We start from the raw sequence: 22,225 nt of genomic DNA, 5'->3' as shown, positions 1-22,225 counted from the left end.
GGAGGGAATTTTAAAGATGAGTAAAATTATCGGTATTGACCTTGGAACAACAAACTCTTGTGTGGCCGTACTTGAAGGCGGAGAAGCGAAAGTAATTCCGAATCCGGAAGGCAACCGCACAACGCCATCTGTTGTCGCATTTAAAAATGAAGAGCGTCAAGTAGGGGAAGTGGCAAAGCGCCAGGCGATCACAAACCCGAATACGATCATTTCCATTAAGCGTCACATGGGGACAAATCATAAAGAATCGATTGATGGCAAAGAATATTCTCCGCAAGAAATTTCTGCGATGATTTTGCAGCACTTGAAAGCATATGCGGAAGACTATCTTGGTGAAAAAGTAGACAAAGCGGTTATTACCGTTCCTGCTTACTTTAACGATGCAGAGCGCCAGGCAACAAAAGATGCCGGCAAAATCGCCGGTCTTGAAGTTGAACGTATTATCAATGAGCCAACAGCCGCAGCTCTTGCATACGGCATGGACAAAACAGACCAGGATCAAACCATTTTAGTCTATGACCTGGGCGGCGGTACATTTGACGTATCGATCCTTGAGCTTGGCGACGGGGTATTTGAAGTGCTGTCAACAGCCGGCGACAATCGTCTCGGCGGCGATGACTTTGATGAAGTGATCATCGATTATTTAGTAAATGAATTCAAAAAAGAGAACGGCATTGATTTGTCAAAAGACAAAATGGCGATGCAGCGCTTGAAGGATGCCGCTGAAAAAGCGAAAAAAGACTTGTCAGGTGTAACATCAACACAAATCTCCCTTCCGTTTATCACAGCAGGAGAAGCAGGTCCGCTTCACCTGGAAACAACGCTTTCTCGTGCGAAATTCGATGAGCTGTCATCAAGCCTTGTTGAGCGCACAATGGGTCCTGTCCGCCAGGCGCTTCAGGATGCAGGCAAGTCAAATGCGGAAATTGACAAAGTCATTCTTGTCGGTGGATCTACTCGTATTCCAGCCGTACAGGAAGCGATCAAAAAAGCAACAGGCAAAGACCCGCATAAAGGCGTTAACCCGGATGAAGTAGTTGCGATGGGTGCAGCCATCCAGGGCGGCGTATTAACAGGTGACGTGAAGGATGTTGTTCTTCTTGACGTAACGCCACTTTCACTCGGAATTGAAACGATGGGCGGCGTATTCACAAAGCTGATCGACCGCAATACGACGATTCCGACGTCGAAGTCACAAGTATTCTCGACAGCAGCAGACAACCAGCCGGCTGTTGACATTCATGTTCTTCAAGGTGAGCGTCCAATGTCAGCAGACAATAAAACACTTGGCCGGTTCCAATTAACAGACATTCCGCCAGCACCGCGCGGCGTTCCTCAAATCGAAGTCACGTTCGATATTGATAAAAATGGGATTGTTAATGTAAAAGCGAAAGATTTGGGCACACAAAAGGAACAGGCGATCACGATCCAGTCCTCTTCAGGCTTGTCTGATGACGAAATTGAGCGCATGGTAAAAGAAGCAGAAGAAAATGCGGATGCTGACAAGCAGCGCAAAGAAGAAGTGGAGCTTCGCAACGAAGCCGATCAGCTTGTGTTCACAACAGAAAAAACAGTCAAAGAGCTTGAAGGCAAAGTAGATGAAGCGGAACTTCAAAAAGCAACAGAAGCAAAGGATTCACTGAAAGAAGCGATTGAAAAAGGCGATCTTGAAGAGATCCGTTCAAAACGTGATGCATTAAACGAAATCGTTCAAGCTTTATCAATGAAGCTGTATGAAGAAGCGGCAAAAGCAGCTGAAGCACAGCAAGGAGCAGAAGGCGCACCGAAGGATGATGGTGTCGTTGATGCCGAGTTTGAAGAAGTAGACGATTCAAAAGACAAAAACTAAGCAAGCGCCACACGAAAAAGTCAAAGTCAGCGGTTTCCGGCTTTGGCTTTTTTCGTGAAACAAATGACCAATGAACAGCCAATCTATGTTAAAATAGCGGTTATGTGATGAAACGGGAGTGAAAAAGGTGAGCAAGCGAGATTATTATGAAGTATTAGGTGTTTCAAAGTCAGCATCAAAAGATGAGATCAAAAAAGCGTACCGGAAGCTGTCCAAGCAATATCATCCGGATATTAATAAAGAGGCAGGCGCTGACGAAAAGTTCAAAGAAATTTCAGAAGCGTACGAAGTGTTGAGCGACGAATCGAAAAAAGCGCAATATGATCAGTTCGGCCACGCAGGTCCTCAGCAGGGTGGTTTTGGCGGCGGTGGATTCTCCGGCTTTGGCGGTGGGTTTGATGATATTTTCAGCACGTTCTTTGGAGGGGGCGGCGGCGGACGCCGGCGTGACCCAAATGCGCCCCGCCAGGGAGATGACCTTCAATATACGATGGTGCTGTCTTTTGACGAAGCGGTTTTTGGTGTCGAAAAAGATATTACGATTCCAAAAGAAGAAGAATGCGGCACCTGCCATGGCAGCGGTGCAAAACCTGGAACGTCGCCTGAAACGTGCTCGCATTGCGGCGGTGCCGGACAGGTGAACGTTGAGCAAAACACGCCTTTTGGCCGTGTAGCCACGCGCCGTACATGTCATCATTGCAGCGGAACCGGGAAAATCATTAAGGAAAAGTGCTCGACATGCAGCGGCAATGGCCGGGTAACGAAAAACAAGACGATTAATGTGAAAGTGCCGGCCGGCATTGATGAAGGGCAGCAAATCCGTTTGTCCGGACAGGGAGAATCCGGCGTAAACGGCGGCCCTCCAGGCGATTTATATGTTGTGTTCCGTGTGCAGGAGCATGAGCTGTTTGAACGTGATGGCGATGATATTTATTGTGAAATGCCTATCACAGTTGTTCAGGCAGCGCTCGGGGACGAACTGGAAGTGCCGACTGTTAATGGTAAAGTGAAACTAAAAATCCCTGCCGGCACCCAGAGCGGCACGAGATTCCGGCTTCGCGGCAAAGGGGTAGCCAATGTTCGCGGGTATGGAACAGGAGATCAGCATGTCCACGTAAAAGTGATAACCCCAACTAAACTGAATGAAAAGCAAAAGCAGCTTCTTCGAGAGTTTGCGGAAGTCAGCGGTGAGCAGCCGAGCGAGGAAGACGGTTTTTTTGATAAGGTAAAACGCGCCCTCAAGCGTGATTAAAGCCATGATAGGAGCTGGCGAGAATGAAATGGTCAGAGATTTGCATTGAAACCGTCAATGATGCAGTGGAACCAATTTCCAATATTTTGCATGAGGCAGGGGCGAGCGGTGTAGTTATAGAAGACCGTGCTGAGCTGGACAAAAAGCGTGAAGGCGGCTTGTTTGGTGAATTGTATGAGCTGAATCCGAACGATTACCCGGAGGAAGGCGTAGCGGTAAAGGCGTATTTGCCTGTGAACAGCTTTTTGCAGGAAACCGTTGATGACATTACCCAGTCAGTCAAAAATTTAGCGATGTATCAGATCGATATAGGCAACGTAAAGGTGTCTGTCAGTGAAGTACACGAGGAAGACTGGGCAACGGCCTGGAAGCAATATTATAACCCGGTGAAGATTTCTGAAAAGTTTACGATTGTTCCCACATGGGAGGACTATAAGCCCTTTTCATCAGATGAGCTCATTATCGAGCTTGACCCGGGTATGGCGTTCGGAACCGGCACACATCCAACCACGGTTATGTGTCTGCAGGCACTTGAGCGGTTTGTGAAGCCGGATCATCATGTCGTTGATGTGGGCACAGGCTCTGGCGTTCTGGCCATTGGCGCAGCGCTGCTCGGCGCATCACGTGTGACGGCGCTGGATCTGGATGAAGTAGCGGTATCGGCTGCGCGCCAAAATGTCGCGTTAAATCATGCTGAGGATATTGTCACAGTGTCGAAAAACAATTTGATTGATGGCATTGACGATCAGCCTGATGTGGTGGTATCGAATATTTTAGCTGAAGTCATCATTTCCTTTACGGGAGATGTTGTATCGATTTTGCGTCCGGGTGGTTTGTTTATCGCGTCCGGCATTATTGGGCAGAAAAAAGACGATGTACGCAAAGCGATGACCGATGCCGGCTTGTTTATTGAAGAAACGGTTGTCATGGAAGACTGGGTCTGCATCGTCGGCAAAAAAGCAGAATAATCGAGGTGCAAAAATGCAGCGATACTTTGTAACAGGCGGCCAGCAGGAAGACAGCATCACGTTTTCTGTTGAGGATGTTCACCATATCCGCCGGGTGATGCGCATGGAAGAGGGCAGCCGGGTGTACGCTGTTTTCCCGGATGGAAAAACAGCGGTAGCCGTGCTGGATCAAGTAACGGAGACAGACGTGCGGGCGAGCGTGGAAGAATGGGTAGAAGACACGGTTGAACTGCCTGTTGACGTCGTGCTGGCATGCGGTCTTGTGAAAGGCGATAAATTCGACTATATTATACAGAAAGGAACAGAACTCGGCGCAGCCGGGTTTGTTCCATTTGAAGCGGCCCGCTCTATCGTGAAGTGGGACCGCAAAAAAAGCGGTAAAAAAATCGAACGGTGGCAAAAGATTGCAAAGGAAGCAGCAGAGCAGTCTCACCGGAGCCGTCTGCCTTCTGTAGCTGAACCGATGCCGCTCGCCAGCTTGATTGAATATGGACAGCAATTTGACGTGACGATTTTTGCTTATGAAGAGTCCGCCAAAAAAGGAGAGCAGGCCGCTTTTTATGAAGCGGTCAGTCGCTTAAGCCCCGGCAGCCGTCTGCTGGTTGTAACAGGTCCTGAAGGGGGCTTTTCTGATCAAGAAGCAAACGTGCTGTCAGAAAGCGGCTTTAAACCGTGTGCCTTAGGACCAAGAATCTTGCGGGCTGAAACAGCACCACTTTATGTGCTGTCCGCTATTTCGTTTTATTTAGAATTGAAGAGGTGATGACGATGCCGACAGTGGCATTTCATACGTTAGGCTGCAAAGTAAACCATTATGAAACAGAAGCGATCTGGCAGCTGTTTGAACAAAATGGCTACGAGCGGACTGACTTTGAGAAAACATCGGATGTGTATGTGATTAATACATGTACGGTGACAAATACAGGTGACAAAAAAAGCCGTCAGGTGATTCGCCGTGCCGTGCGGAAAAACCCGGATGCCGTTATTTGTGTAACGGGCTGCTATGCGCAGACCTCCCCGGCAGAAATCATGGCGATTCCTGGTGTTGACGTAGTCGTGGGCACGCAGGATCGGGTGAAAATGCTCGATTATATTGACCAGTTCAAGCAGGAGCGCCAGCCGATTAATGCGGTTGGAAACATCATGAAAAACCGGGTGTATGAGGAATTGGATGTTCCGTCGTTTACAGACCGGACCCGTGCTTCCTTGAAAATTCAGGAAGGCTGCAACAATTTCTGTACGTTTTGTATCATTCCGTGGGCGCGCGGCTTAATGCGGTCACGTGATCCGGAAGAAGTGATCCGCCAGGCAAGCCAGCTAGTAGAATCAGGCTATCAGGAGATTGTTCTGACAGGTATTCATACAGGCGGCTACGGTTCGGACTTCAAAGATTACAATCTGGCGATGCTGCTGCGAGACCTGGAAGCAAAAGTGCCGGGCTTAAAGCGGATTCGAATTTCTTCGATTGAAGCCAGCCAATTAACGGATGAAGTGATTGATGTCATTGACCGGTCGAACATTGTTGTCCGCCATATGCACATCCCGCTGCAGTCAGGCTCGGATACGGTCCTGAAGCGGATGCGCCGTAAGTACACAATGGAGGCTTTCGCGGACCGTTTGACACGCTTAAAGAAAGCATTGCCAGGCCTTGCGGTAACGTCTGACGTAATTGTCGGCTTTCCGGGTGAAACAGAAGAGGAATTCCTGGAAACGTATCACTTTATTAAAGAGCACCAGTTTTCAGAGCTTCACGTGTTCCCTTATTCTAAACGGACTGGCACGCCGGCAGCCCGTATGGACGACCAGGTGGATGAAGACGTAAAAAACGAGCGTGTGCACAAGCTGATCGCCCTGTCGGACCAGCTGGCAAAGGAATATGCGGCACGGTTCGAAGGCGAAGTGCTTGAAGTCATTCCGGAGGAGCCGTTCAAAGACGGCGGAGAAGGTATGTACAGCGGCTACACGGACAACTATTTAAAAGTCGTGTTTCCGGCGACAGAAGAAATGGTCGGGAAAATTGTGAAAGTCAAAATAACAAAAGCGGGCTATCCATACAACGAAGGGCAATTTGTCCGTGTTGTCGAACCTGCTACAGTGTAAAACCGGTGAATGTCACCGGTTTTTTTCGTGCATCAAAAAAGGTTTGATGGTAAGATGGAGAGGTACGGACAACTAACGGAAAGGGGATCATTTTATATGATTACCGACACATTTGGAAATATCGCAAAAACGATTGATCATACGCTCCTAAAAGCAGACGCGACAAAAGAAGAGGTAGCCACACTATGTGAAGAAGCAAAACGCCACGGCTTTGCGTCCGTTTGCATTAATCCGGCCCGTGTGAAGCAGGCAGCGGAGCTTTTAAGTGGATCAGAAGTGAAAGTCTGCACGGTCATCGGCTTCCCGCTTGGCGCAACGATAACAGAAGTGAAAGCTTTTGAAACAAAAACCGCCATTGAACATGGAGCGACTGAAGTGGACATGGTCATTAACATTGGTGCATTAAAAGACGGTGACACGGAGGCCGTTCAAAAGGACATTAAAGCGGTCGTTGCTTCCGCGCAAGGAAAAGCGCTCGTTAAAGTCATCATCGAAACAAGCCTTTTAACAGATAAAGAAAAGAAAACGGCCTGCGAGCTGGCTGTTGAAGCGGGAGCGGACTATGTAAAAACGTCGACCGGTTTTTCGGCAGGTGGCGCAACGGAAGAAGATATCCGTTTAATGCGTGAAACTCTCGGGCCGAAAATCGGTGTGAAAGCATCAGGCGGCGTCCGCACCCAGCAGGATGCGATGACAATGATTAAGGCAGGGGCTACACGGATCGGCGCAAGCTCGGGCATCGCCATCGTCACAGGTGTTGAAGGAGAAGCCGGTTATTAATTGTGCACGTTTTGTAAAGAAATTTTCTTGACCGTTTAAAGGACATGTATTATAATAGTCCAGTACATGGAATTTCCATCGTAATGTGTTCGGAGGGAGGGAAAAAGAAATGTCAAAAACTGTTGTTCGCAAAAACGAATCGCTTGAGGATGCTCTTCGCCGTTTCAAGAAAACTGTTTCTAAAACTGGCACCCTGCAGGAGTACAGAAAGCGCGAATTTTATGAAAAGCCAAGCGTGAAACGCAAAAAGAAATCTGAAGCAGCTCGTAAACGTAAGTTCTAAGAGGAGGTTTTTTTATGAGTCTTCTCGGACGTCTTAATGACGAGATGAAGCAAGCGATGAAGAACAAAGAGAAAGAAAAACTGACAGTCATCCGCATGCTGAAAGCTGCAATGCAAAATGAAAGCATTAAAGCAGGCGGCCGCGACCTGACGGAAGAGGAAGAACTGACAGTCCTTTCTCGCGAAGTGAAACAGCGCAAAGACTCCCTCCACGAGTTTGAAAAAGCCGGCCGTGAGGATCTTGTGGCCAAAATTCAGACTGAACTGACTTACGTGAACGAATATATGCCGGAACAGCTTTCAGAAGAAGATGTGTCCGCGATTGTAGATGAAACAATTGTGGAAACGGGCGCTTCTGCGAAAGCGGACATGGGAAAAGTGATGGCGGCCTTAATGCCGAAAGTCAAAGGCAAAGCCGATGGCTCACTTGTAAACCGACTTGTCCAGCAAAAGCTTTCCTGAAAAACTGCCGTCCTGCCATGGACGGCAGTTTTTTTCATTTTATGAAACTTTTTCGCCCCTTATTCCGTATATATGAGAAAGAACCGGCGGAAAGGTGGTGAAACATATCCAAATGAAAAAATGGACGATATTGCTTGCAGGAGTTCCGTTCCTATTTGCCTTTGACGGAGCAGGACGATTTGTCGACTTTGCGACTCATCCCATCGTGGTGATGATCCTTTTATCCGTCGTACTGATCGCCTTTATTTTGGAATTATTCACACCCGGATTTGGCATACCCGGGGCAGCCGGCGCGCTCGCACTTTTGATCTTTACCGCGGGACACGTTATGTCAGGGGATGCCGGTATTTTGACGGTGCTGCTTATTGGGATTGGGGTTGTCTTTATTCTGGCTGAGATTGTTCTGCCAGGTGGAATCGTCGGATTCATTGGCTTTGCGCTTTTCTCAGCAGGGGTTCTGATTGCCGGGGCCAGCTTGCTTTGGATGGCTATTTCCCTCTTGATTGCCTTTGTAATGGCAGCGGCAGCACTGATTATAATGATAAAGGTGTTGGGGAAAGAAATGAAATTTTTTAAAAAATTCATTTTAAGTGATTCAACGGATACGGAGCACGGATATGTATCCAATGTAACGCGGACAGACCTGATCGGGAAAATGGGCAAAACCAAAACGCCCCTGCGCCCGTCCGGAACCATTGTTATTCATGGAGAGCGTATTGATGCTGTAGCTGAAGGCGTTTTTATTGCAGCCGATAAGGACGTGGCTGTGGTGAAAACAGAAGGTGTTCGGGTTGTGGTAAGAGAGATTGAATCTTAAAGGAGGAATTATTGTATGTTTGCAGGCAATATGATTTTACTGCTCGTAGCCATTGCGGGTGCGATCATTTTATTAAGTATCTTATTAACATTGGTCCCAGTGGCACTATGGATCTCTGCGCTGGCGGCCGGAGTGAAAATCAGTATTTTCACACTGGTCGGGATGCGTCTTCGCCGGGTTATTCCGAGCCGGGTTGTTAATCCGCTCATTAAAGCAGTAAAAGCGGGTCTTGGCTTGAACATTAATCAGCTGGAAAGCCACTATTTAGCAGGCGGGAATGTGGACCGGGTGGTGAATGCCTTGATTGCGGCCCACAGAGCCAATATTGATTTGACATTCGAACGTGCCGCAGCGATTGATCTCGCTGGCCGTGACGTACTAGAAGCTGTGCAGATGAGTGTAAACCCGAAAGTGATTGAAACGCCTTTTATCGCTGGTGTGGCGATGAACGGGATTGAAGTAAAAGCAAAAGCGCGCATTACCGTACGGGCGAATATCGACCGCCTCGTTGGGGGTGCTGGTGAAGAAACGATCGTCGCGCGTGTTGGTGAAGGAATTGTATCAACGATTGGTTCAAGTGATCACCATAAAAAAGTGCTGGAAAATCCGGATATGATTTCTCAAACCGTGCTGAATAAAGGGCTTGATTCGGGTACGGCCTTTGAAATTCTCTCGATTGATATTGCGGATGTGGATATCGGCAAAAACATCGGAGCTGAGCTGCAAACAGAGCAAGCGGAGGCGGACAAAAATATCGCCCAGGCAAAAGCGGAAGAACGCCGTGCGATGGCTGTAGCAAAAGAGCAGGAAATGAAGGCGCGCGTAGAAGAAATGCGGGCGAAGGTTGTAGAAGCAGAAGCAGATGTGCCGCTTGCGATGGGTGAAGCGCTTCGTGCAGGCAACATCGGTGTTATGGATTATTTGAATATCCAAAACCTTTCAGCGGATACGGATATGCGTGATGCGATCAGCGGTCTTGGTGATAAGAAAAAAGACAATAAGCAAGACTAATTTCAAGTAAGGGGGTCATCGCAATAGAAGGATTAATTTTTGTCATTATTGCCGGTTTGATCTCACTGTTTTTTAACAAAAATGAAAAGCAGGAAGCGTCAAAGGAAACAAAGAAAAAAGCAGCAAGAAAAATAAAAGAGATGACTGGACAGCTGCAGCAAAGCAAAGAAAAAGCTGCCGCTGCTTCAGTCGCCGCTGAAAAACGAAATCGTTCCAGCGTGCCGAAACCGAGAGCAGCCGAAGAAAGACCGCCACGCTCTGCAGGCACTCGGCCAAGCCGGATCAAGAAAAAAGAACCCATTTCAGTGATTGATACGTGGACAGGCGAAGATATAGTCAAGGGAATTGTCCTTTCAGAAGTACTGGGTCCGCCGAAGTCAAAACGCAAAAAGTGATGATTGCCCCTTCTTTTTCATACATATATGAAAAAGAAAGGGGCGTTTTTTTATGAAATGGATAGGGAAAATAGCCGGCCTGCCTGAAGACGCTGTTGGACGGATTCCACGGGTTGTCATGCTCGGCAGAAGCAAGGTGATGGTTTATAACGCTGAAAAACTTGAAAAATTCACAGACGAGACGGTGCTGATCCAGCTGCTGGGGGGCTCGCTTCATATACAGGGGAAATCCTTGGAAGTAAAAGAGCTTCTGCCGGCTGAAGTCATCATTGAAGGCGCGATTTCGATGGTTTGTCTGAAGGAAAAGCATGTCGGCTAATTTCTTTTTCACAGGTGCTATTGTGGTGGTTGTCACAGGAGACGAGGCACCCCTGTTTCCAGGCAGGCTCCACGCGCAGGGGGTTGTGCTGAAAAACCTTTACTACAGCCGGGATAACAGTGTCCATTTTTCATTGTCGGTTCGGGACGTTGCAGCGCTTCGTCGTGAAGCGCGTCATTTTAAAGGGAAGATCCGGTTCGAAAAAAGAGAGGGGCTTCCTTTTTTCGTCCAGCGTCTTGCTCACTATTCCCCTTTAATCATAACGAGTGCTTGTTTTTTTATCTTCATGATTGTGTTATCGGCCATGATTATCCGGATTGATGTACAGGGAGCCGACCAGGAAATGAAGGCCGATGTTTTTGCGTTTTTGAAAAAGGAAGGGATTCGGGAAGGAGCTGTTACATTTGAACCGCTCGATACCGACCGGCTATCAAGACAGGCTGCCCGTGACATTCCCGGTCTGACCCGCTTTACCATTGAAAAAAAAGGGGCCGTGTATTACGTGGAGGTAGCGGCTGAAAAAAAGGAGAAATCGCCGGTCATAAAAAGCCGCCATATGAAGGCGGCGAAATCGGGTGTTGTGAGGGATTTGTTTGTAGAATATGGTGTGTCAAAGGTTCGCCGTGGTGATTTTATTGAAGCGGGAGACCGGCTGATCTCAGGATCGAAGAAAACACCTGCTTCCGGTACAGTAACCGCTGAAACGTGGTATAAGGCCACCGTGACGCTCGATGAAAATGGATTAAAAATAAGAAGTGGAGAAAAAAGAAGAAATGTTTTTTTCTATTTAAATAATGAAAAATACACTATTTTAACGGCCGCACCCTTTTCAAAGCCATTTCAAACCGAGGAAAAACAGTACGTATTTCATTTTTTTTCCTATCAGCTTCCTTTTTCAGTCCGAACCAAAACTGATTATGCCCTGCATCAAGCGGAATGGAGTGAAAGCACAAGTGAGCAGGAGTGGAGAGGGATTCAGTCTGCCAGGGCGGCTTTAATGGCCAGGCTTCCTCGAGAAGCTGTCATTGAAGGCGAAAACGTTTTACAGAAGCGGGTTGAAAATGGTAAAGTAAAGATGATTATACACTTCCAAGTACTAGAAAATATTGCTATTCACTAACGTGCCAGCTAAGGAGAATGATTGAATGCAGGAAGAATTGAAGTCAGCAGCGGTCGCGCTTGACGACCAAAATGAAGCCGTCTTGTTGTTCGGCGTTTCAGATCGGCATTTAACGATTATGGAAGAGGAATTCCATGTTAAGATGGTCACGAGAGATGGAGCTCTTCATGTATCAGGAACTGCAGAAAACGTTGAAAAAGCAAGAGCTGTGGTGGAGCAGCTGCTCGCGATTATCCGCAAAAAAATTAACATAAGCGAACGTGATATTATCAATGCTGTGCAAATGGCGAAAAGTGGCACGATCGATTATTTAGATGAACTATATGAGGAAGAAATCACGAAAAATGCGAAAGGGAAATCGATTCGCATCAAAACATTGGGACAGCGGGATTACATCGAAGCGATCCGAAGCAAGGATCTTGTTTTTGGCATCGGCCCGGCTGGAACGGGAAAAACGTATTTAGCGGTTGTCATGGCGGTGCGAGCCCTTAAAAACAGTCAGGTGAAACGAATTATTTTAACGCGTCCTGCTGTAGAGGCGGGAGAAAGCCTCGGCTTTTTGCCCGGGGACTTAAAAGAAAAAGTAGACCCGTACCTTCGTCCGCTGTATGACTCCCTTCACGATGTGCTGGGGGCAGAACACACGGATCGGATGATTGAGCGGGGCACGATTGAAATTGCACCGCTCGCTTATATGCGGGGCCGAACGCTCGATGATGCGTTTGTTATTTTGGATGAAGCGCAAAATACAACCAATGCCCAAATGAAAATGTTTTTAACCCGGCTGGGCTTCGGCTCCAAGATGGTGATTACGGGAGATAAAACGCAAATTGACTTGCCGAAGGGTGCTGCTTCCGGTCTTGTGTCGGCTGAGCGTATTCTCGACAATACGTCCGGCATTTCATTTGTGTATTTAAACCAATCCGATGTTGTCCGTCATCCACTTGTCGCAAAAGTGATTACAGCCTACGAAAAAGCGGAAAAAGGAGATCAACAACATGGCTCTCGTCATTGATTTTCTGGATGAAACAAGTCAGCTTGATCACGGAGCAGAGAAGCTTTCGGCGGACCTGCTTCAGCTGGCCGCTCAGTTAGAAGCCTTGCCAGACGGAAGTGAAGTGTCCGTTACGTTTGTCACAAATGATCGGATTCAGGAAATCAACCGTGACTACCGGGAGAAAGACCAGCCGACGGACGTCATTTCGTTTGCCCTGGAAGAAATGGGCGAGGATGAAGTTGAGATTACAGGTGTGGATATGCCGAGAGTGCTGGGGGATATTATTATTTCAATTGACCGGGCCAAAGAGCAGGCAGAGGAATATGGCCACTCATTTGAACGGGAGCTTGGCTTTTTAACCGTCCATGGGTTTTTGCACCTGCTCGGCTACGACCATATGAACGAACAGGACGAAAAAAAGATGTTCAGCCGCCAGAATGATATTTTAAAGGCGTACGGTCTTGAACGATAACAAACGGACGTTTAGCATCAGAAGGCTCACTGCCGCGTTTCGCTTTGCCGGAAATGGGCTGAAGCTGGCGATGAAAGAGCCGAATATGCGTGTTCATGCGGCTGCAGGGCTACTCGTATCTGCAGCCGGTTTTATTGTCGGGCTGTCTGAAATCGAATGGTGCATTTTGCTGCTGACAGTTGGCGGTGTTTTTGCCCTCGAAATGATCAATACAGCGATTGAAAAAACGGTGGACCTCGTCACAAATGAATTCAAGCCGCTGGCCAAGATGGCAAAAGATCTGGCAGCCGGCGCGGTGCTTTTTTTTTCTCTTATAGCCGTTATCATTGGCGTTCTTTTGTTTTTACCTAAATTTTAAGGAGTGATTCCTTTGAATCAAACACAACTAATGGAAGCAGCTAAAAAAGCGCGTGAGCAGGCGTACGTTCCGTATTCAAACTTTAAGGTGGGCGCAGCCCTTCTGACAAAGGACGGCCAGGTGTTTGGCGGCTGCAACATTGAAAATGCCGCCTACAGTGTGGTAAACTGCGCTGAGCGTACAGCGCTGTTTAAAGCATGGTCTGAAGGGGCGCGGGAGTTTGCGGCCATTGCCGTTGTCGCGGATACAAAACGGCCTGTTCCGCCATGCGGGGCATGCCGTCAGGTTATATCAGAGCTATGCCCGCCTGATATGACGGTTATTTTAACGAATTTAGAAGGCGACGTGCAGACGCTGACCGTTTCAGAGCTTCTGCCGGGCGCCTTTTCACCGGAGGATTTAAATGGAGAATAAACAATACAAATCAGGTTTTATTTCAATTATAGGACGCCCAAACGTTGGGAAATCGACGTTTTTAAACCGTGTGATCGGCCAAAAAATCGCTATTATGAGTGATAAGCCACAGACCACCCGGAATAAAGTTCAGGGTGTTTTAACGACAGATGACGCGCAAATGGTGTTCATCGATACACCGGGCATTCATAAACCGAAGCACAAGCTGGGCGACTTTATGATGAAAACAGCGGTGAATACACTTCGCGAAGTGGATCTTGTTCTTTTTATGATCAACGCAGAGGAAGGCTTTGGCGGCGGTGATGAGTTTATTATCGAGAAGCTGAAGGACGTAAAAACCCCCATTTTCCTTGTGATCAACAAAATTGACCGCATTCACCCAGACAAGCTGATGGAGCTGATCGTGCAGTACAAGGAATTTCTTGAGTTTGCCGAGATCGTGCCGATTTCAGCGCTTGAAGGCAGCAATGTTGACCGTCTTCTCGAGCAAATTCAGAAAATGCTGCCGAACGGCCCTCAGTATTACCCGGCGGATCAAGTAACAGACCATCCGGAGCGCTTTATTGTGTCGGAATTAATCCGTGAAAAGGTGCTGCACCTGACAAGAGAAGAAGTACCGCATTCCATTGCCGTAGTCATTGACAAAATTTCCAAGCGCGAAGGCAAGGATATGATCGATGTGATGGCAACAATTGTCGTAGAGCGCGATTCGCAAAAAGGCATCGTGATCGGCAAGCAGGGCGCTCTTTTAAAAGAAGTGGGCAAGCGCTCGCGCCAGGACATTGAGCATTTACTCGGCTCGAAGGTGTTTCTGGAGCTATGGGTAAAGGTGCAGAAGGACTGGCGCAATAAAGCCTCCAATTTGCGTGACTTCGGGTTCAAAGAAGACGAATACTAAGTCCTTGAGGAGTGAAGCGAATGCTTGAAAAATGGGAAGGCATCGTGCTCCGGACAAATGATTACGGTGAAAGCAACAAAATTGTCACGATGCTGACGCGGGAAAAAGGGAAAAGGGCGGCAATGGCCAGAGGAGCAAAAAAAACAAACAGCCGGCTGACGGGTGTGACGCAGCCGTTTACACACGGCTATTTCCTCGTACAGGGCGGAAAAGGGCTTGTCACGATGCAGCAAGGCGAAGCGCTGGACTCGATGCGGCATATCCGGGAAGACCTGCTGAAGACGTCGTATGCCGCCTACATAACAGAGTTGACCGACAAAACCACAGAAGACAGCGAAGGATCTGCACCGCTTTTTGAACTGGTCCGCAAAAGTCTCGCTCACATTAATGACGGGATGGACCCGGCGATTGTGACCAATATTTTTGAAATGAAAATGCTTGCGCAGGTCGGGCTGCGGCCGGAGCTGTCATCGTGCGCGGTTTGCGGAGAAACAGAAGGGCGATTCGGGTTTTCCATTCGTGAAAACGGCCTGATTTGCCACCGGTGCTTTGAGAAAGATCCGTACTACCTGCCCCTGTCGCCGGCGGCTATCCGGCTGCTGCGTCTTTTTTATTTTTTTGATTTAGATCGGCTTGGCTCGATTGATGTAAAGGAATCAACAAAAAAAGAACTTCGAGCGGCGATATCGATGTATTATGATGAATATGCCGGCTTGTATTTAAAAGCGAGGCGTTTTTTAGAGCAGATGGAGCGGTTTGAAGATGTGTTTAAAAAGAATGAACCGGGCGATTGACAAATTTGCTTTTTTGCATTACGTTTTAATAGACAAAACCAATAAGCCAGTGCAGTGAAGGAAACAAGTAGGCATTTTTTTCTTTTCAAGCGAGTCCGGGACAGTGGAAGCCGGATAAAGAAGCATGCTGAACAGGCACTCCGGAGCACGTTTTAACGAAAGCGGCCATACGGCAAGTAGGGTGGAACCGCGGGTGATGAACCCGTCCCTATGTACACATTTTTGTGCTACATAGGGACGGGTTTTTTTGTTTGGCGCTTTCGAATAAAAGGGAGGAACAAAGATGAATATTCAAGAGATGATTTTAACGCTTCAAAAGCATTGGTCCGATCAAGGCTGCATCTTAATGCAGGCCTATGATGTGGAAAAAGGGGCGGGAACGATGAGCCCTTACACCTTTTTGCGGGCGATTGGACCCGAGCCGTGGAATGTGGCGTATGTGGAGCCGTCCCGCCGTCCAGCAGATGGACGCTACGGGGATAATCCGAACCGTTTGTACCAGCATCACCAGTTTCAAGTGATTATGAAGCCATCCCCTGATAACATTCAAGAGCTGTATCTGGACTCGTTAAAAGCACTCGGCATCGATCCGCTTGAGCATGATATCCGCTTTGTGGAAGACAACTGGGAAAACCCGTCACTCGGCTGTGCCGGACTTGGCTGGGAAGTATGGCTTGATGGAATGGAAATTACCCAGTTTACGTACTTCCAGCAGGTAGGGGGCCTTGAGTGCAAGCCGGTTTCAGTTGAAATTACATATGGAATTGAACGGCTGGCCTCTTACATTCAGGAAAAAGAAAATGTGTTTGAACTGGAATGGACAAATGGCTTTACGGTTCATGACATTTTTTATCAGCCGGAATTTGAGCATTCAAAATACACGTTTGAAACGTCCGATCCAGACATGCTGTTTAATCTGTTCAGCATATATGAAAAAGAAGCCAAGCGCCAAATGGACGAGGGACTTGTGCACCCGGCATATGACTATGTGCTGAAATGCTCGCACGTATTCAATGTACTGGATGCCCGCGGGGCGATTTCCGTTACCGAGCGGACCGCTTATATTGGCCGAATGAGAAATCTGGCACGCCAGGTCGCAAAAACATTTTATGAAGAGCGGGAAAAATTAGGATTCCCGATTTTAAACCGGAAAGGGGCATCCAATCATGAGTAAACATCTTTTAATTGAAATTGGCCTGGAGGAAATGCCGGCCCGTTTCGTCACACAGTCGATGAACCAGCTGGGTGAAAAAACAGCTGCTTTCTTAAAAGATCGGACGATTGAATTCAGTGAAGTCAAAACCTATTCCACGCCAAGACGCCTCGCTGTGATCGTCAAGGATGTAGCCGAATCCCAGGCAGACGTGAATGAAGAAGCAAAAGGACCTGCAAAGAAAATTGCATTGACAGAAGACGGAGAATGGTCCAAAGCAGCCGCTGGATTTGCGCGTGGCCAGGGCATGTCCACAGACGACATTTACTTTAAAGAAATAAAAGGCATTGAATATGCTCACGTGAAAAAATTCGTGGAAGGGCAAGAAACCGCGCTTCTTTTAACCGAGCTGAAGGACGTCATCCTGTCAATGACTTTCGGGAAAAACATGCGCTGGGGATCGAATGATATTCGTTACGTTCGCCCGATCAAGTGGATCGCCGCGTTGTTTGGACAAGAGGTCGTCTCATTTGAAGCAGCGGGTGTGCAAACGGGAAATACAACGTCCGGCCACCGCTTTTTAGGCGGACAGGCTGTAATAATCGAAGCCGATGAATACGTCAGCACATTAAAGGAGCAATTTGTCATTGCCGATCCGGATGAACGCCGCCGCATGATTGTAACAGGGCTGGAAGAACTGGAGAAGCAAAATGGATGGACGATTCCGGTGGACGAATCCCTGCTTGAGGAAGTCAATAATCTGGTCGAGTATCCAACGGCGCTTTCAGGCTCTTATAACGAAGAGTTCCTTGATTTGCCGGAGGAAGTACTCATTACATCTATGAAAGAGCATCAGCGTTATTTTCCGGTGAGAAGCGCTGAAGGTGTTCTTCTTCCTCATTTCGTGACAGTTCGCAACGGAAACAGCCATGCGATTGAAAAAGTAGCACGGGGCAATGAAAAGGTGCTTCGTGCCCGTCTGGCAGACGCCGATTTCTTTTATAAAGAAGATCAAAAAACACCTATTTCCGATTCACTTGAGAAGCTGGAACGAATTGTGTATCACGAAAAAATCGGGACCCTTTCCGAAAAAGTGGGCCGGATTCGCCGTGTGACAAACCGTCTTGCCAAGCAGTTCGGTGTGTCGGCAGATGTGAAAAAACAAGCAGACCGGGCAGCGGAAATTTGCAAGTTTGATCTCGTCACACAAATGGTGTATGAGTTCCCTGAACTGCAAGGTGTGATGGGAGAGAAGTATGCCCGCCAAAAAGGCGAAAAAGAAGAAGTTGCCGTGGCCATAAATGAGCATTATATGCCTCGCTCTGCCGATGATCACGTTCCTGCTACAGCAGCCGGGGCACTGGTCAGCCTTGCGGATAAACTGGATACAATCGTTTCCTGTTTTGCTGTCGGCATCATTCCCACAGGCTCTCAGGATCCATACGCGCTTCGCCGCCAGGCAGCGGGTATTGTTCAAACGATGATGGAACACAACTGGAATGTGGCTCTTTCAGACGTTTTGACAGCTGCGATTGAAGAAGTGAAAGCAGACGGAGTCGGCGACAAAGGAGCAGAAGCGCTTCAAGACGAATTAACAGCCTTTTTCGCTTTGCGTGTCAAGCATATTTTGCAGGAAAAAGGCATTCGCTACGACTTGATCGATGCGGTGTTAAGCAAAACCGGTACGCTGTCTGACATGCAGGAAACAGCGAATGTGTTAATGAGCCAAAAAGACGAACAAGGCTTTAAGGTGACGATGGAGGCACTCAGCCGCGTTGTGAATATTTCCAAAAAAGCAGACGGTCCTTTGCGCGTGGATCCAGCTCTTTTTGAAAATGAACAAGAAAAAGACCTGTACGATGAATTGAAGAAGCTTGAAGGCGAATGGAATCAAAGCGGTACAACGGCAAAGAGCCGGTATGATCTGCTTGCGTCCCTGCAGCCAGCGATCGAACGCTATTTTGAGCACACAATGGTGATGACGGAGGATGAAGCGTTAAAGCAAAACCGTCTCGCTGTTATGCAAAATCTCGCTCGATTCATCCTTGATTTTGCGGAGGTGCCAGCTGTTCTGGTGAAGTAACAGGCTGACTCTGCACTGCCCGATTGGTTCAACTGCCATTCCGTGGAGGAAAGAATCTCCACGGGATGAAATTTCACTTTATTCCGCTCAAATAAGCTATAATAAAGAGATGGAATAAAACAACGGGGTTTATTTTGACGGGGTGGTGAGGACAATCGAATTAAATAAACGGCAGGAAAAAATTCTGGAAATCGTAAAAGAAAACGGGCCGATTACGGGGGAGCAAATTGCCGATCAGCTTTCACTAACCCGTGCAACGCTGCGTCCGGACCTGGCTATTTTAACAATGTCCGGCTTTTTGGACGCACGTCCGCGCGTTGGTTATTTTTATACCGGAAAGTCCGGAACACAGCTGTTGACTGAAAGTGTCATGAAGCTTTTCGTCCGTGATTATCAAGCAGTTCCAGTCGTTGTGAAGGAGCAGTCTACTGTGTATGATGCGATTGTGACGATGTTTCTCGAGGATGTCGGCACATTATTTGTCGTAGACGAATCCTTTTGCTTATCCGGCATTTTATCAAGGAAAGACTTGCTTCGTGCAAGCATTGGCAAGCAGGATTTAAATTCATTGCCTGTTAACATTATCATGACACGCATGCCGAACGTAGCGGTTTGTGAGCGGGATGATTTGCTGCTTGATGTAGCAAAGACGCTGCTTGACAAACAAATTGACTGTGTGCCGGTTGTCAAAAAAACGGGCAAGGGCCAGGAAGTGGTTGGCCGTGTGACCAAAACAACGATCACACGGGCATTTGTTTCTTTAACAGACGATCCTCATTAAAAGAAAGGCAGGTACTCATACGTGAATGATCCGATTATTTATATCGTGTCTGATTCTGTAGGAGAAACGGCAGAACTAGTTACGAAAGCAGCTTTAAGCCAATTCAGCGGACCTCATGCCGTCATTAAGCGGTTTCCATATGTGGAAGACCCGACGCACATTGATGAAGTCATCAGCCTGGCAAGAGAAGATAAAGGCATTATCGTGTATACGCTCGTAAAGCCGGATATTCGCCGGTACATGCTGGAGAAGGCAGAAGAAAATCAAATCAAAATTTTTGATTTGATCGGTCCACTAATGGATCAGCTGGAGTCGATGTACGCGATGCAGCCCTTGTTTGAACCGGGTCTTGTCCGCCGCTTGGATGAAGATTATTTCAAGAAAGTGGACGCCATTGAATTTGCTGTTAAGTATGACGATGGCCGTGATCCACGCGGACTGTTAAAAGCGGACATTATTTTAATCGGGGTTTCGAGAACGTCGAAAACGCCTTTGTCACAGTTTTTGGCACACAAGCGGGTGAAGGTGGCAAACGTTCCAATCGTACCGGAAGTGGATCCGCCACAGGAATTGTTTTCAGTGCCAAAAGAAAAATGCATCGGCTTGAAAATAAGTCCGGAAAAGTTAAACTCCATTCGCCGGGAGAGGCTCATTTCACTTGGCCTTGATGACAGCGCCAGCTACGCAGACGTAGAGCGCATCAAAAAAGAACTAACCTATTTCGAGGAAATTACAGAAAAAATTGGCTGTGATGTGATCGATGTGACCAACAAAGCGGTAGAGGAAACAGCGAACATTATTATGAGTTTGTACCGCAGCCGAAAAAGTACATAATCCCCTGATTATGTACTTTTCATTTTCGTGAAATTGTACTATAATAGAAAATTGTGATAAAAAGTATTCGAAAAAGGTTTAGACCCCTCCTCAAAAGAATAAACTAACTATGTAACCCTCTTTTGAAGCGCTTTTTAAACAAAGTGTTCTTTTTAAGGAACTTTTGTGCGGAAAGAAGGATTCTTTTCATGTATGTAGAATTACTACAAAATACGATTTTACAGCTGGTGATGTCGCATGTCAGGAAGAATTCCCGAAGAAACCATTCAACAGATTAAAAAGGGAATTGATATCGCCGATGTAATCGGGGATTATGTTCAGTTGAAAAAACAGGGGCGGAACTACTTTGGGTTATGCCCGTTTCACGGGGAAAACTCCCCGTCCTTCTCCGTGTCTCCCGAAAAACAAATTTACCATTGTTTCGGATGCGGCGCAGGAGGAAATGCCTTTACGTTCCTGATGGAAATCGATCAAATTCCATTTCAGGAAGCAGCGGTGAAGCTTGCGGAGCGCGCAAGTGTTGACCTCCACATTTCGTCATCAGAAAGCGAACATCCGACAAAAACAGATGAGCATGCTGATCTGTACGAAGCGCATGAATTGATGGCGAAGTTTTACCGGCACCTTTTGCTGAATACGGAGGAAGGCAGCGAAGCGCTGGCGTATTTGCATGAACGAGGATTTACAAACGAGGATATTGACCGCTTCCAGATCGGCTGGGCTGTTCCTCAGCCGGAATTTACGGTAAACGTCCTTCAAAAGCGCGGCTTCTCAGCTGAGCGCATGGAAGCTGCAGGATTAATCGTCAGAAACGAAGACAGCGGACGGTATTTTGACCGCTTTCGCGGCAGAATCATGTTTCCGCTTCATGATCAAAAAGGACGTGTTGCTGGCTTTTCAGGCCGTGCTTTTAATGGCGGACAGCCCAAATATTTAAATTCTCCAGAAACGCCGATCTTTCATAAGAGCAATCTTTTATATCATTTTTCGGCAGCAAAAACAGCGATCAAAAAGAAAAAACAATTTATACTTTTTGAAGGCTTTGCGGATGTTATTGCCGCAGTCAGAAGTGGTTTTCAGCAATCAGTCGCGGTCATGGGCACCTCACTGACGGAAGAGCATATTCGTCAGCTGAAGCGGCTGGCGGATCAAGCAGTCATTTGCTACGATGGCGACAAAGCCGGTTTAAATGCTGCATTTAAAGCGGCCGATATGCTGGCGCAGCATGATCTGAATGTAAAGGTAACGGTTTTGCCCGAGCAGCTTGATCCGGATGAATTCATCAAGCAAAAAGGAGCAGACGCTTTTTCTGCTTATATCACCGATTCATCCCTTACCCTCATGGCCTTTAAAATGGACTATTTAAAGCGGGGGAAAAACCTGCGGGATGATGAGCAAAAGTTTCGGTATATAGAAGAAGTGCTGACAGAAATTGCTGGATTGAAAAAAGCAGTGGAGCGCGATCATTATTTGCGGCGTTTAGCGGATGAATTCTCGCTGTCGCTGCAGGCGCTTCAGGAGCAGGAAAAAGCACTATTCTTAAAAAAAAGACCGACTCAAAAAGAAAGCAAGGCGAAGGATAAAGAGAAGGCCGTCCCTGATTTTTCACAGCGTGAGCGGCCCATTCGTCAGTATCCCCGTCATGAAACGGCCGAGCGCCGGCTGATTGCCCATATGCTGGCATCGCCTGAAATCGCGGAGCGGGTCCGATTCATGCTGGAAGGTGATCCTTTTTCAATTGACGAGCATCAAGCACTTTTTACGTATTTGCTCGGTTTTTATGAGGATGCTGAAGAGCCGGATATGGCTTCCTTTCTTTCCGTTTTGCAGGATGAAAAGCTGCGCCGGCTGGCAGTCGATATAAGTCTGACGACCGTCACATCGGACCCGGGTGAAGAAGAGCTTCGGGATTATGTAAAAGAAATTCAAAAACAGCATCGCCGTCGGGAAATTGAAGAAAAAAAACGAGAACGCATTGAAGCTGAAAAACGCCACGATTATTTAGGCGCTGCACGCATTTTACGTGAAATTATTTCTCTAGAGAAACTGCTTGCCCGCTAAGATTGTCCAGGAAGTTGGAAGGAGG

The 22,225-nt window shown here is 47.4% G+C and carries 24 protein-coding genes; all 24 read left to right on the top strand.

What is annotated here, in order from left to right; all coding sequences use genetic code 11:
• Positions 1–16 precede the first annotated feature (16 nt).
• Positions 17–1,849 (top strand): molecular chaperone DnaK, encoded by a 1,833-nt coding sequence (gene dnaK / locus BW952_RS02950; RefSeq protein WP_045851025.1) that lies wholly within the window; start codon positions 17–19, stop codon positions 1,847–1,849.
• A gap of 127 nt (positions 1,850–1,976) precedes the next feature.
• Positions 1,977–3,101: a molecular chaperone DnaJ gene (gene dnaJ / locus BW952_RS02945; protein ID WP_045851024.1), complete on the top strand. Its 1,125-nt coding sequence runs from the start codon at positions 1,977–1,979 to the stop codon at positions 3,099–3,101.
• Positions 3,102–3,124: 23 nt separating this feature from the next.
• Positions 3,125–4,069 carry a 50S ribosomal protein L11 methyltransferase gene (prmA, locus tag BW952_RS02940; protein ID WP_045851023.1) on the top strand — a complete coding sequence of 315 codons (945 nt, stop codon included), beginning with the start codon at positions 3,125–3,127 and terminating at the stop codon, positions 4,067–4,069.
• Between the two features lie 13 nt (positions 4,070–4,082).
• Positions 4,083–4,832 carry a 16S rRNA (uracil(1498)-N(3))-methyltransferase gene (locus BW952_RS02935; RefSeq protein ID WP_045851022.1) on the top strand — a complete coding sequence of 250 codons (750 nt, stop codon included), beginning with the start codon at positions 4,083–4,085 and terminating at the stop codon, positions 4,830–4,832.
• A 5-nt stretch (positions 4,833–4,837) separates the two neighbouring features.
• Positions 4,838–6,169, top strand: a complete 1,332-nt coding sequence (mtaB, locus tag BW952_RS02930) for a tRNA (N(6)-L-threonylcarbamoyladenosine(37)-C(2))-methylthiotransferase MtaB (RefSeq protein WP_045851021.1) — start codon at positions 4,838–4,840, stop codon at positions 6,167–6,169.
• Between the two features lie 96 nt (positions 6,170–6,265).
• The gene (deoC, locus tag BW952_RS02925) at positions 6,266–6,949 is read left to right on the top strand and encodes a deoxyribose-phosphate aldolase (protein ID WP_045851020.1); all 684 of its coding nucleotides are present in this window, start codon (positions 6,266–6,268) and stop codon (positions 6,947–6,949) included.
• Positions 6,950–7,058: 109 nt separating this feature from the next.
• Positions 7,059–7,232 (top strand): 30S ribosomal protein S21, encoded by a 174-nt coding sequence (rpsU, locus tag BW952_RS02920; RefSeq protein WP_018393973.1) that lies wholly within the window; start codon positions 7,059–7,061, stop codon positions 7,230–7,232.
• Between the two features lie 14 nt (positions 7,233–7,246).
• Positions 7,247–7,693: a GatB/YqeY domain-containing protein gene (locus BW952_RS02915; protein ID WP_045851019.1), complete on the top strand. Its 447-nt coding sequence runs from the start codon at positions 7,247–7,249 to the stop codon at positions 7,691–7,693.
• Between the two features lie 97 nt (positions 7,694–7,790).
• Entirely contained in the window at positions 7,791–8,510 is a 720-nt protein-coding gene (locus BW952_RS02910) for an NfeD family protein (RefSeq protein ID WP_231581387.1), read from the top strand.
• A gap of 30 nt (positions 8,511–8,540) precedes the next feature.
• The gene (floA, locus tag BW952_RS02905; RefSeq protein ID WP_094031943.1) at positions 8,541–9,521 is read left to right on the top strand and encodes a flotillin-like protein FloA; all 981 of its coding nucleotides are present in this window, start codon (positions 8,541–8,543) and stop codon (positions 9,519–9,521) included.
• A gap of 56 nt (positions 9,522–9,577) precedes the next feature.
• Positions 9,578–9,916, top strand: coding sequence for a hypothetical protein (locus BW952_RS02900; RefSeq protein WP_045851016.1), 339 nt, complete (start codon positions 9,578–9,580; stop codon positions 9,914–9,916).
• Between the two features lie 52 nt (positions 9,917–9,968).
• The gene (locus BW952_RS02895) at positions 9,969–10,235 is read left to right on the top strand and encodes a YabP/YqfC family sporulation protein (protein WP_045851015.1); all 267 of its coding nucleotides are present in this window, start codon (positions 9,969–9,971) and stop codon (positions 10,233–10,235) included.
• The gene (locus BW952_RS02890) at positions 10,225–11,355 is read left to right on the top strand and encodes a sporulation protein YqfD (RefSeq protein WP_045851014.1); all 1,131 of its coding nucleotides are present in this window, start codon (positions 10,225–10,227) and stop codon (positions 11,353–11,355) included. Before BW952_RS02895 ends, BW952_RS02890 begins: the two co-directional genes overlap by 11 nt.
• Before the next feature lie 25 nt (positions 11,356–11,380).
• Positions 11,381–12,370 (top strand): PhoH family protein, encoded by a 990-nt coding sequence (locus BW952_RS02885; RefSeq protein ID WP_045851013.1) that lies wholly within the window; start codon positions 11,381–11,383, stop codon positions 12,368–12,370.
• On the top strand, positions 12,354–12,824 hold the full coding sequence (gene ybeY / locus BW952_RS02880) for an rRNA maturation RNase YbeY (RefSeq protein ID WP_045851012.1): 471 nt from the start codon (positions 12,354–12,356) through the stop codon (positions 12,822–12,824). The genes BW952_RS02885 and ybeY overlap by 17 nt, the downstream gene beginning before the upstream one ends.
• Positions 12,814–13,182: a diacylglycerol kinase family protein gene (locus BW952_RS02875; RefSeq protein ID WP_045851011.1), complete on the top strand. Its 369-nt coding sequence runs from the start codon at positions 12,814–12,816 to the stop codon at positions 13,180–13,182. Before ybeY ends, BW952_RS02875 begins: the two co-directional genes overlap by 11 nt.
• A gap of 30 nt (positions 13,183–13,212) precedes the next feature.
• Positions 13,213–13,596 carry a cytidine deaminase gene (locus BW952_RS02870; RefSeq protein WP_414735805.1) on the top strand — a complete coding sequence of 128 codons (384 nt, stop codon included), beginning with the start codon at positions 13,213–13,215 and terminating at the stop codon, positions 13,594–13,596.
• Entirely contained in the window at positions 13,586–14,494 is a 909-nt protein-coding gene (era, locus tag BW952_RS02865; RefSeq protein WP_045851009.1) for a GTPase Era, read from the top strand. Before BW952_RS02870 ends, era begins: the two co-directional genes overlap by 11 nt.
• Before the next feature lie 20 nt (positions 14,495–14,514).
• The gene (gene recO / locus BW952_RS02860; protein ID WP_045851008.1) at positions 14,515–15,288 is read left to right on the top strand and encodes a DNA repair protein RecO; all 774 of its coding nucleotides are present in this window, start codon (positions 14,515–14,517) and stop codon (positions 15,286–15,288) included.
• A gap of 283 nt (positions 15,289–15,571) precedes the next feature.
• Positions 15,572–16,462, top strand: a complete 891-nt coding sequence (gene glyQ, locus BW952_RS02855) for a glycine--tRNA ligase subunit alpha (protein WP_045851007.1) — start codon at positions 15,572–15,574, stop codon at positions 16,460–16,462.
• Complete coding sequence (gene glyS, locus BW952_RS02850) at positions 16,455–18,524, top strand: glycine--tRNA ligase subunit beta (protein ID WP_045851006.1); 2,070 nt, start codon at positions 16,455–16,457, stop codon at positions 18,522–18,524. Before glyQ ends, glyS begins: the two co-directional genes overlap by 8 nt.
• 142 nt (positions 18,525–18,666) lie before the next feature.
• Positions 18,667–19,305 carry a transcriptional regulator CcpN gene (gene ccpN, locus BW952_RS02845; protein WP_045851005.1) on the top strand — a complete coding sequence of 213 codons (639 nt, stop codon included), beginning with the start codon at positions 18,667–18,669 and terminating at the stop codon, positions 19,303–19,305.
• A gap of 21 nt (positions 19,306–19,326) precedes the next feature.
• Positions 19,327–20,139, top strand: coding sequence for a pyruvate, water dikinase regulatory protein (locus BW952_RS02840; RefSeq protein WP_045851004.1), 813 nt, complete (start codon positions 19,327–19,329; stop codon positions 20,137–20,139).
• A 237-nt stretch (positions 20,140–20,376) separates the two neighbouring features.
• Complete coding sequence (gene dnaG, locus BW952_RS02835) at positions 20,377–22,200, top strand: DNA primase (protein WP_045851003.1); 1,824 nt, start codon at positions 20,377–20,379, stop codon at positions 22,198–22,200.
• Positions 22,201–22,225 lie beyond the last annotated feature (25 nt).

Source organism: Domibacillus enclensis, assembly GCF_900156125.1.
GTDB classification, from domain to species: domain Bacteria; phylum Bacillota; class Bacilli; order Bacillales; family Domibacillaceae; genus Domibacillus; species Domibacillus enclensis.
This window is presented reverse-complemented; position numbering and strand designations above follow the sequence as displayed.

Excerpts from the sequence above, each read along its gene's own strand:
- dnaK (WP_045851025.1), top strand. The coding sequence starts at position 17 with ATGAGTAAAATTATCGGTATTGACCTTGGAACAACAAACTCTTGTGTG.
- prmA (WP_045851023.1), top strand. The coding sequence starts at position 3,125 with ATGAAATGGTCAGAGATTTGCATTGAAACCGTCAATGATGCAGTGGAA.
- BW952_RS02935 (WP_045851022.1), top strand. The coding sequence starts at position 4,083 with ATGCAGCGATACTTTGTAACAGGCGGCCAGCAGGAAGACAGCATCACG.
- mtaB (WP_045851021.1), top strand. The coding sequence starts at position 4,838 with ATGCCGACAGTGGCATTTCATACGTTAGGCTGCAAAGTAAACCATTAT.
- deoC (WP_045851020.1), top strand. The coding sequence starts at position 6,266 with ATGATTACCGACACATTTGGAAATATCGCAAAAACGATTGATCATACG.
- rpsU (WP_018393973.1), top strand. The coding sequence starts at position 7,059 with ATGTCAAAAACTGTTGTTCGCAAAAACGAATCGCTTGAGGATGCTCTT.
- BW952_RS02915 (WP_045851019.1), top strand. The coding sequence starts at position 7,247 with ATGAGTCTTCTCGGACGTCTTAATGACGAGATGAAGCAAGCGATGAAG.
- floA (WP_094031943.1), top strand. The coding sequence starts at position 8,541 with ATGATTTTACTGCTCGTAGCCATTGCGGGTGCGATCATTTTATTAAGT.
- BW952_RS02895 (WP_045851015.1), top strand. The coding sequence starts at position 9,969 with ATGAAATGGATAGGGAAAATAGCCGGCCTGCCTGAAGACGCTGTTGGA.
- BW952_RS02890 (WP_045851014.1), top strand. The coding sequence starts at position 10,225 with ATGTCGGCTAATTTCTTTTTCACAGGTGCTATTGTGGTGGTTGTCACA.
- BW952_RS02885 (WP_045851013.1), top strand. The coding sequence starts at position 11,381 with ATGCAGGAAGAATTGAAGTCAGCAGCGGTCGCGCTTGACGACCAAAAT.
- ybeY (WP_045851012.1), top strand. The coding sequence starts at position 12,354 with ATGGCTCTCGTCATTGATTTTCTGGATGAAACAAGTCAGCTTGATCAC.
- BW952_RS02870 (WP_414735805.1), top strand. The coding sequence starts at position 13,213 with ATGGAAGCAGCTAAAAAAGCGCGTGAGCAGGCGTACGTTCCGTATTCA.
- era (WP_045851009.1), top strand. The coding sequence starts at position 13,586 with ATGGAGAATAAACAATACAAATCAGGTTTTATTTCAATTATAGGACGC.
- recO (WP_045851008.1), top strand. The coding sequence starts at position 14,515 with ATGCTTGAAAAATGGGAAGGCATCGTGCTCCGGACAAATGATTACGGT.
- glyQ (WP_045851007.1), top strand. The coding sequence starts at position 15,572 with ATGAATATTCAAGAGATGATTTTAACGCTTCAAAAGCATTGGTCCGAT.
- glyS (WP_045851006.1), top strand. The coding sequence starts at position 16,455 with ATGAGTAAACATCTTTTAATTGAAATTGGCCTGGAGGAAATGCCGGCC.
- dnaG (WP_045851003.1), top strand. The coding sequence starts at position 20,377 with ATGTCAGGAAGAATTCCCGAAGAAACCATTCAACAGATTAAAAAGGGA.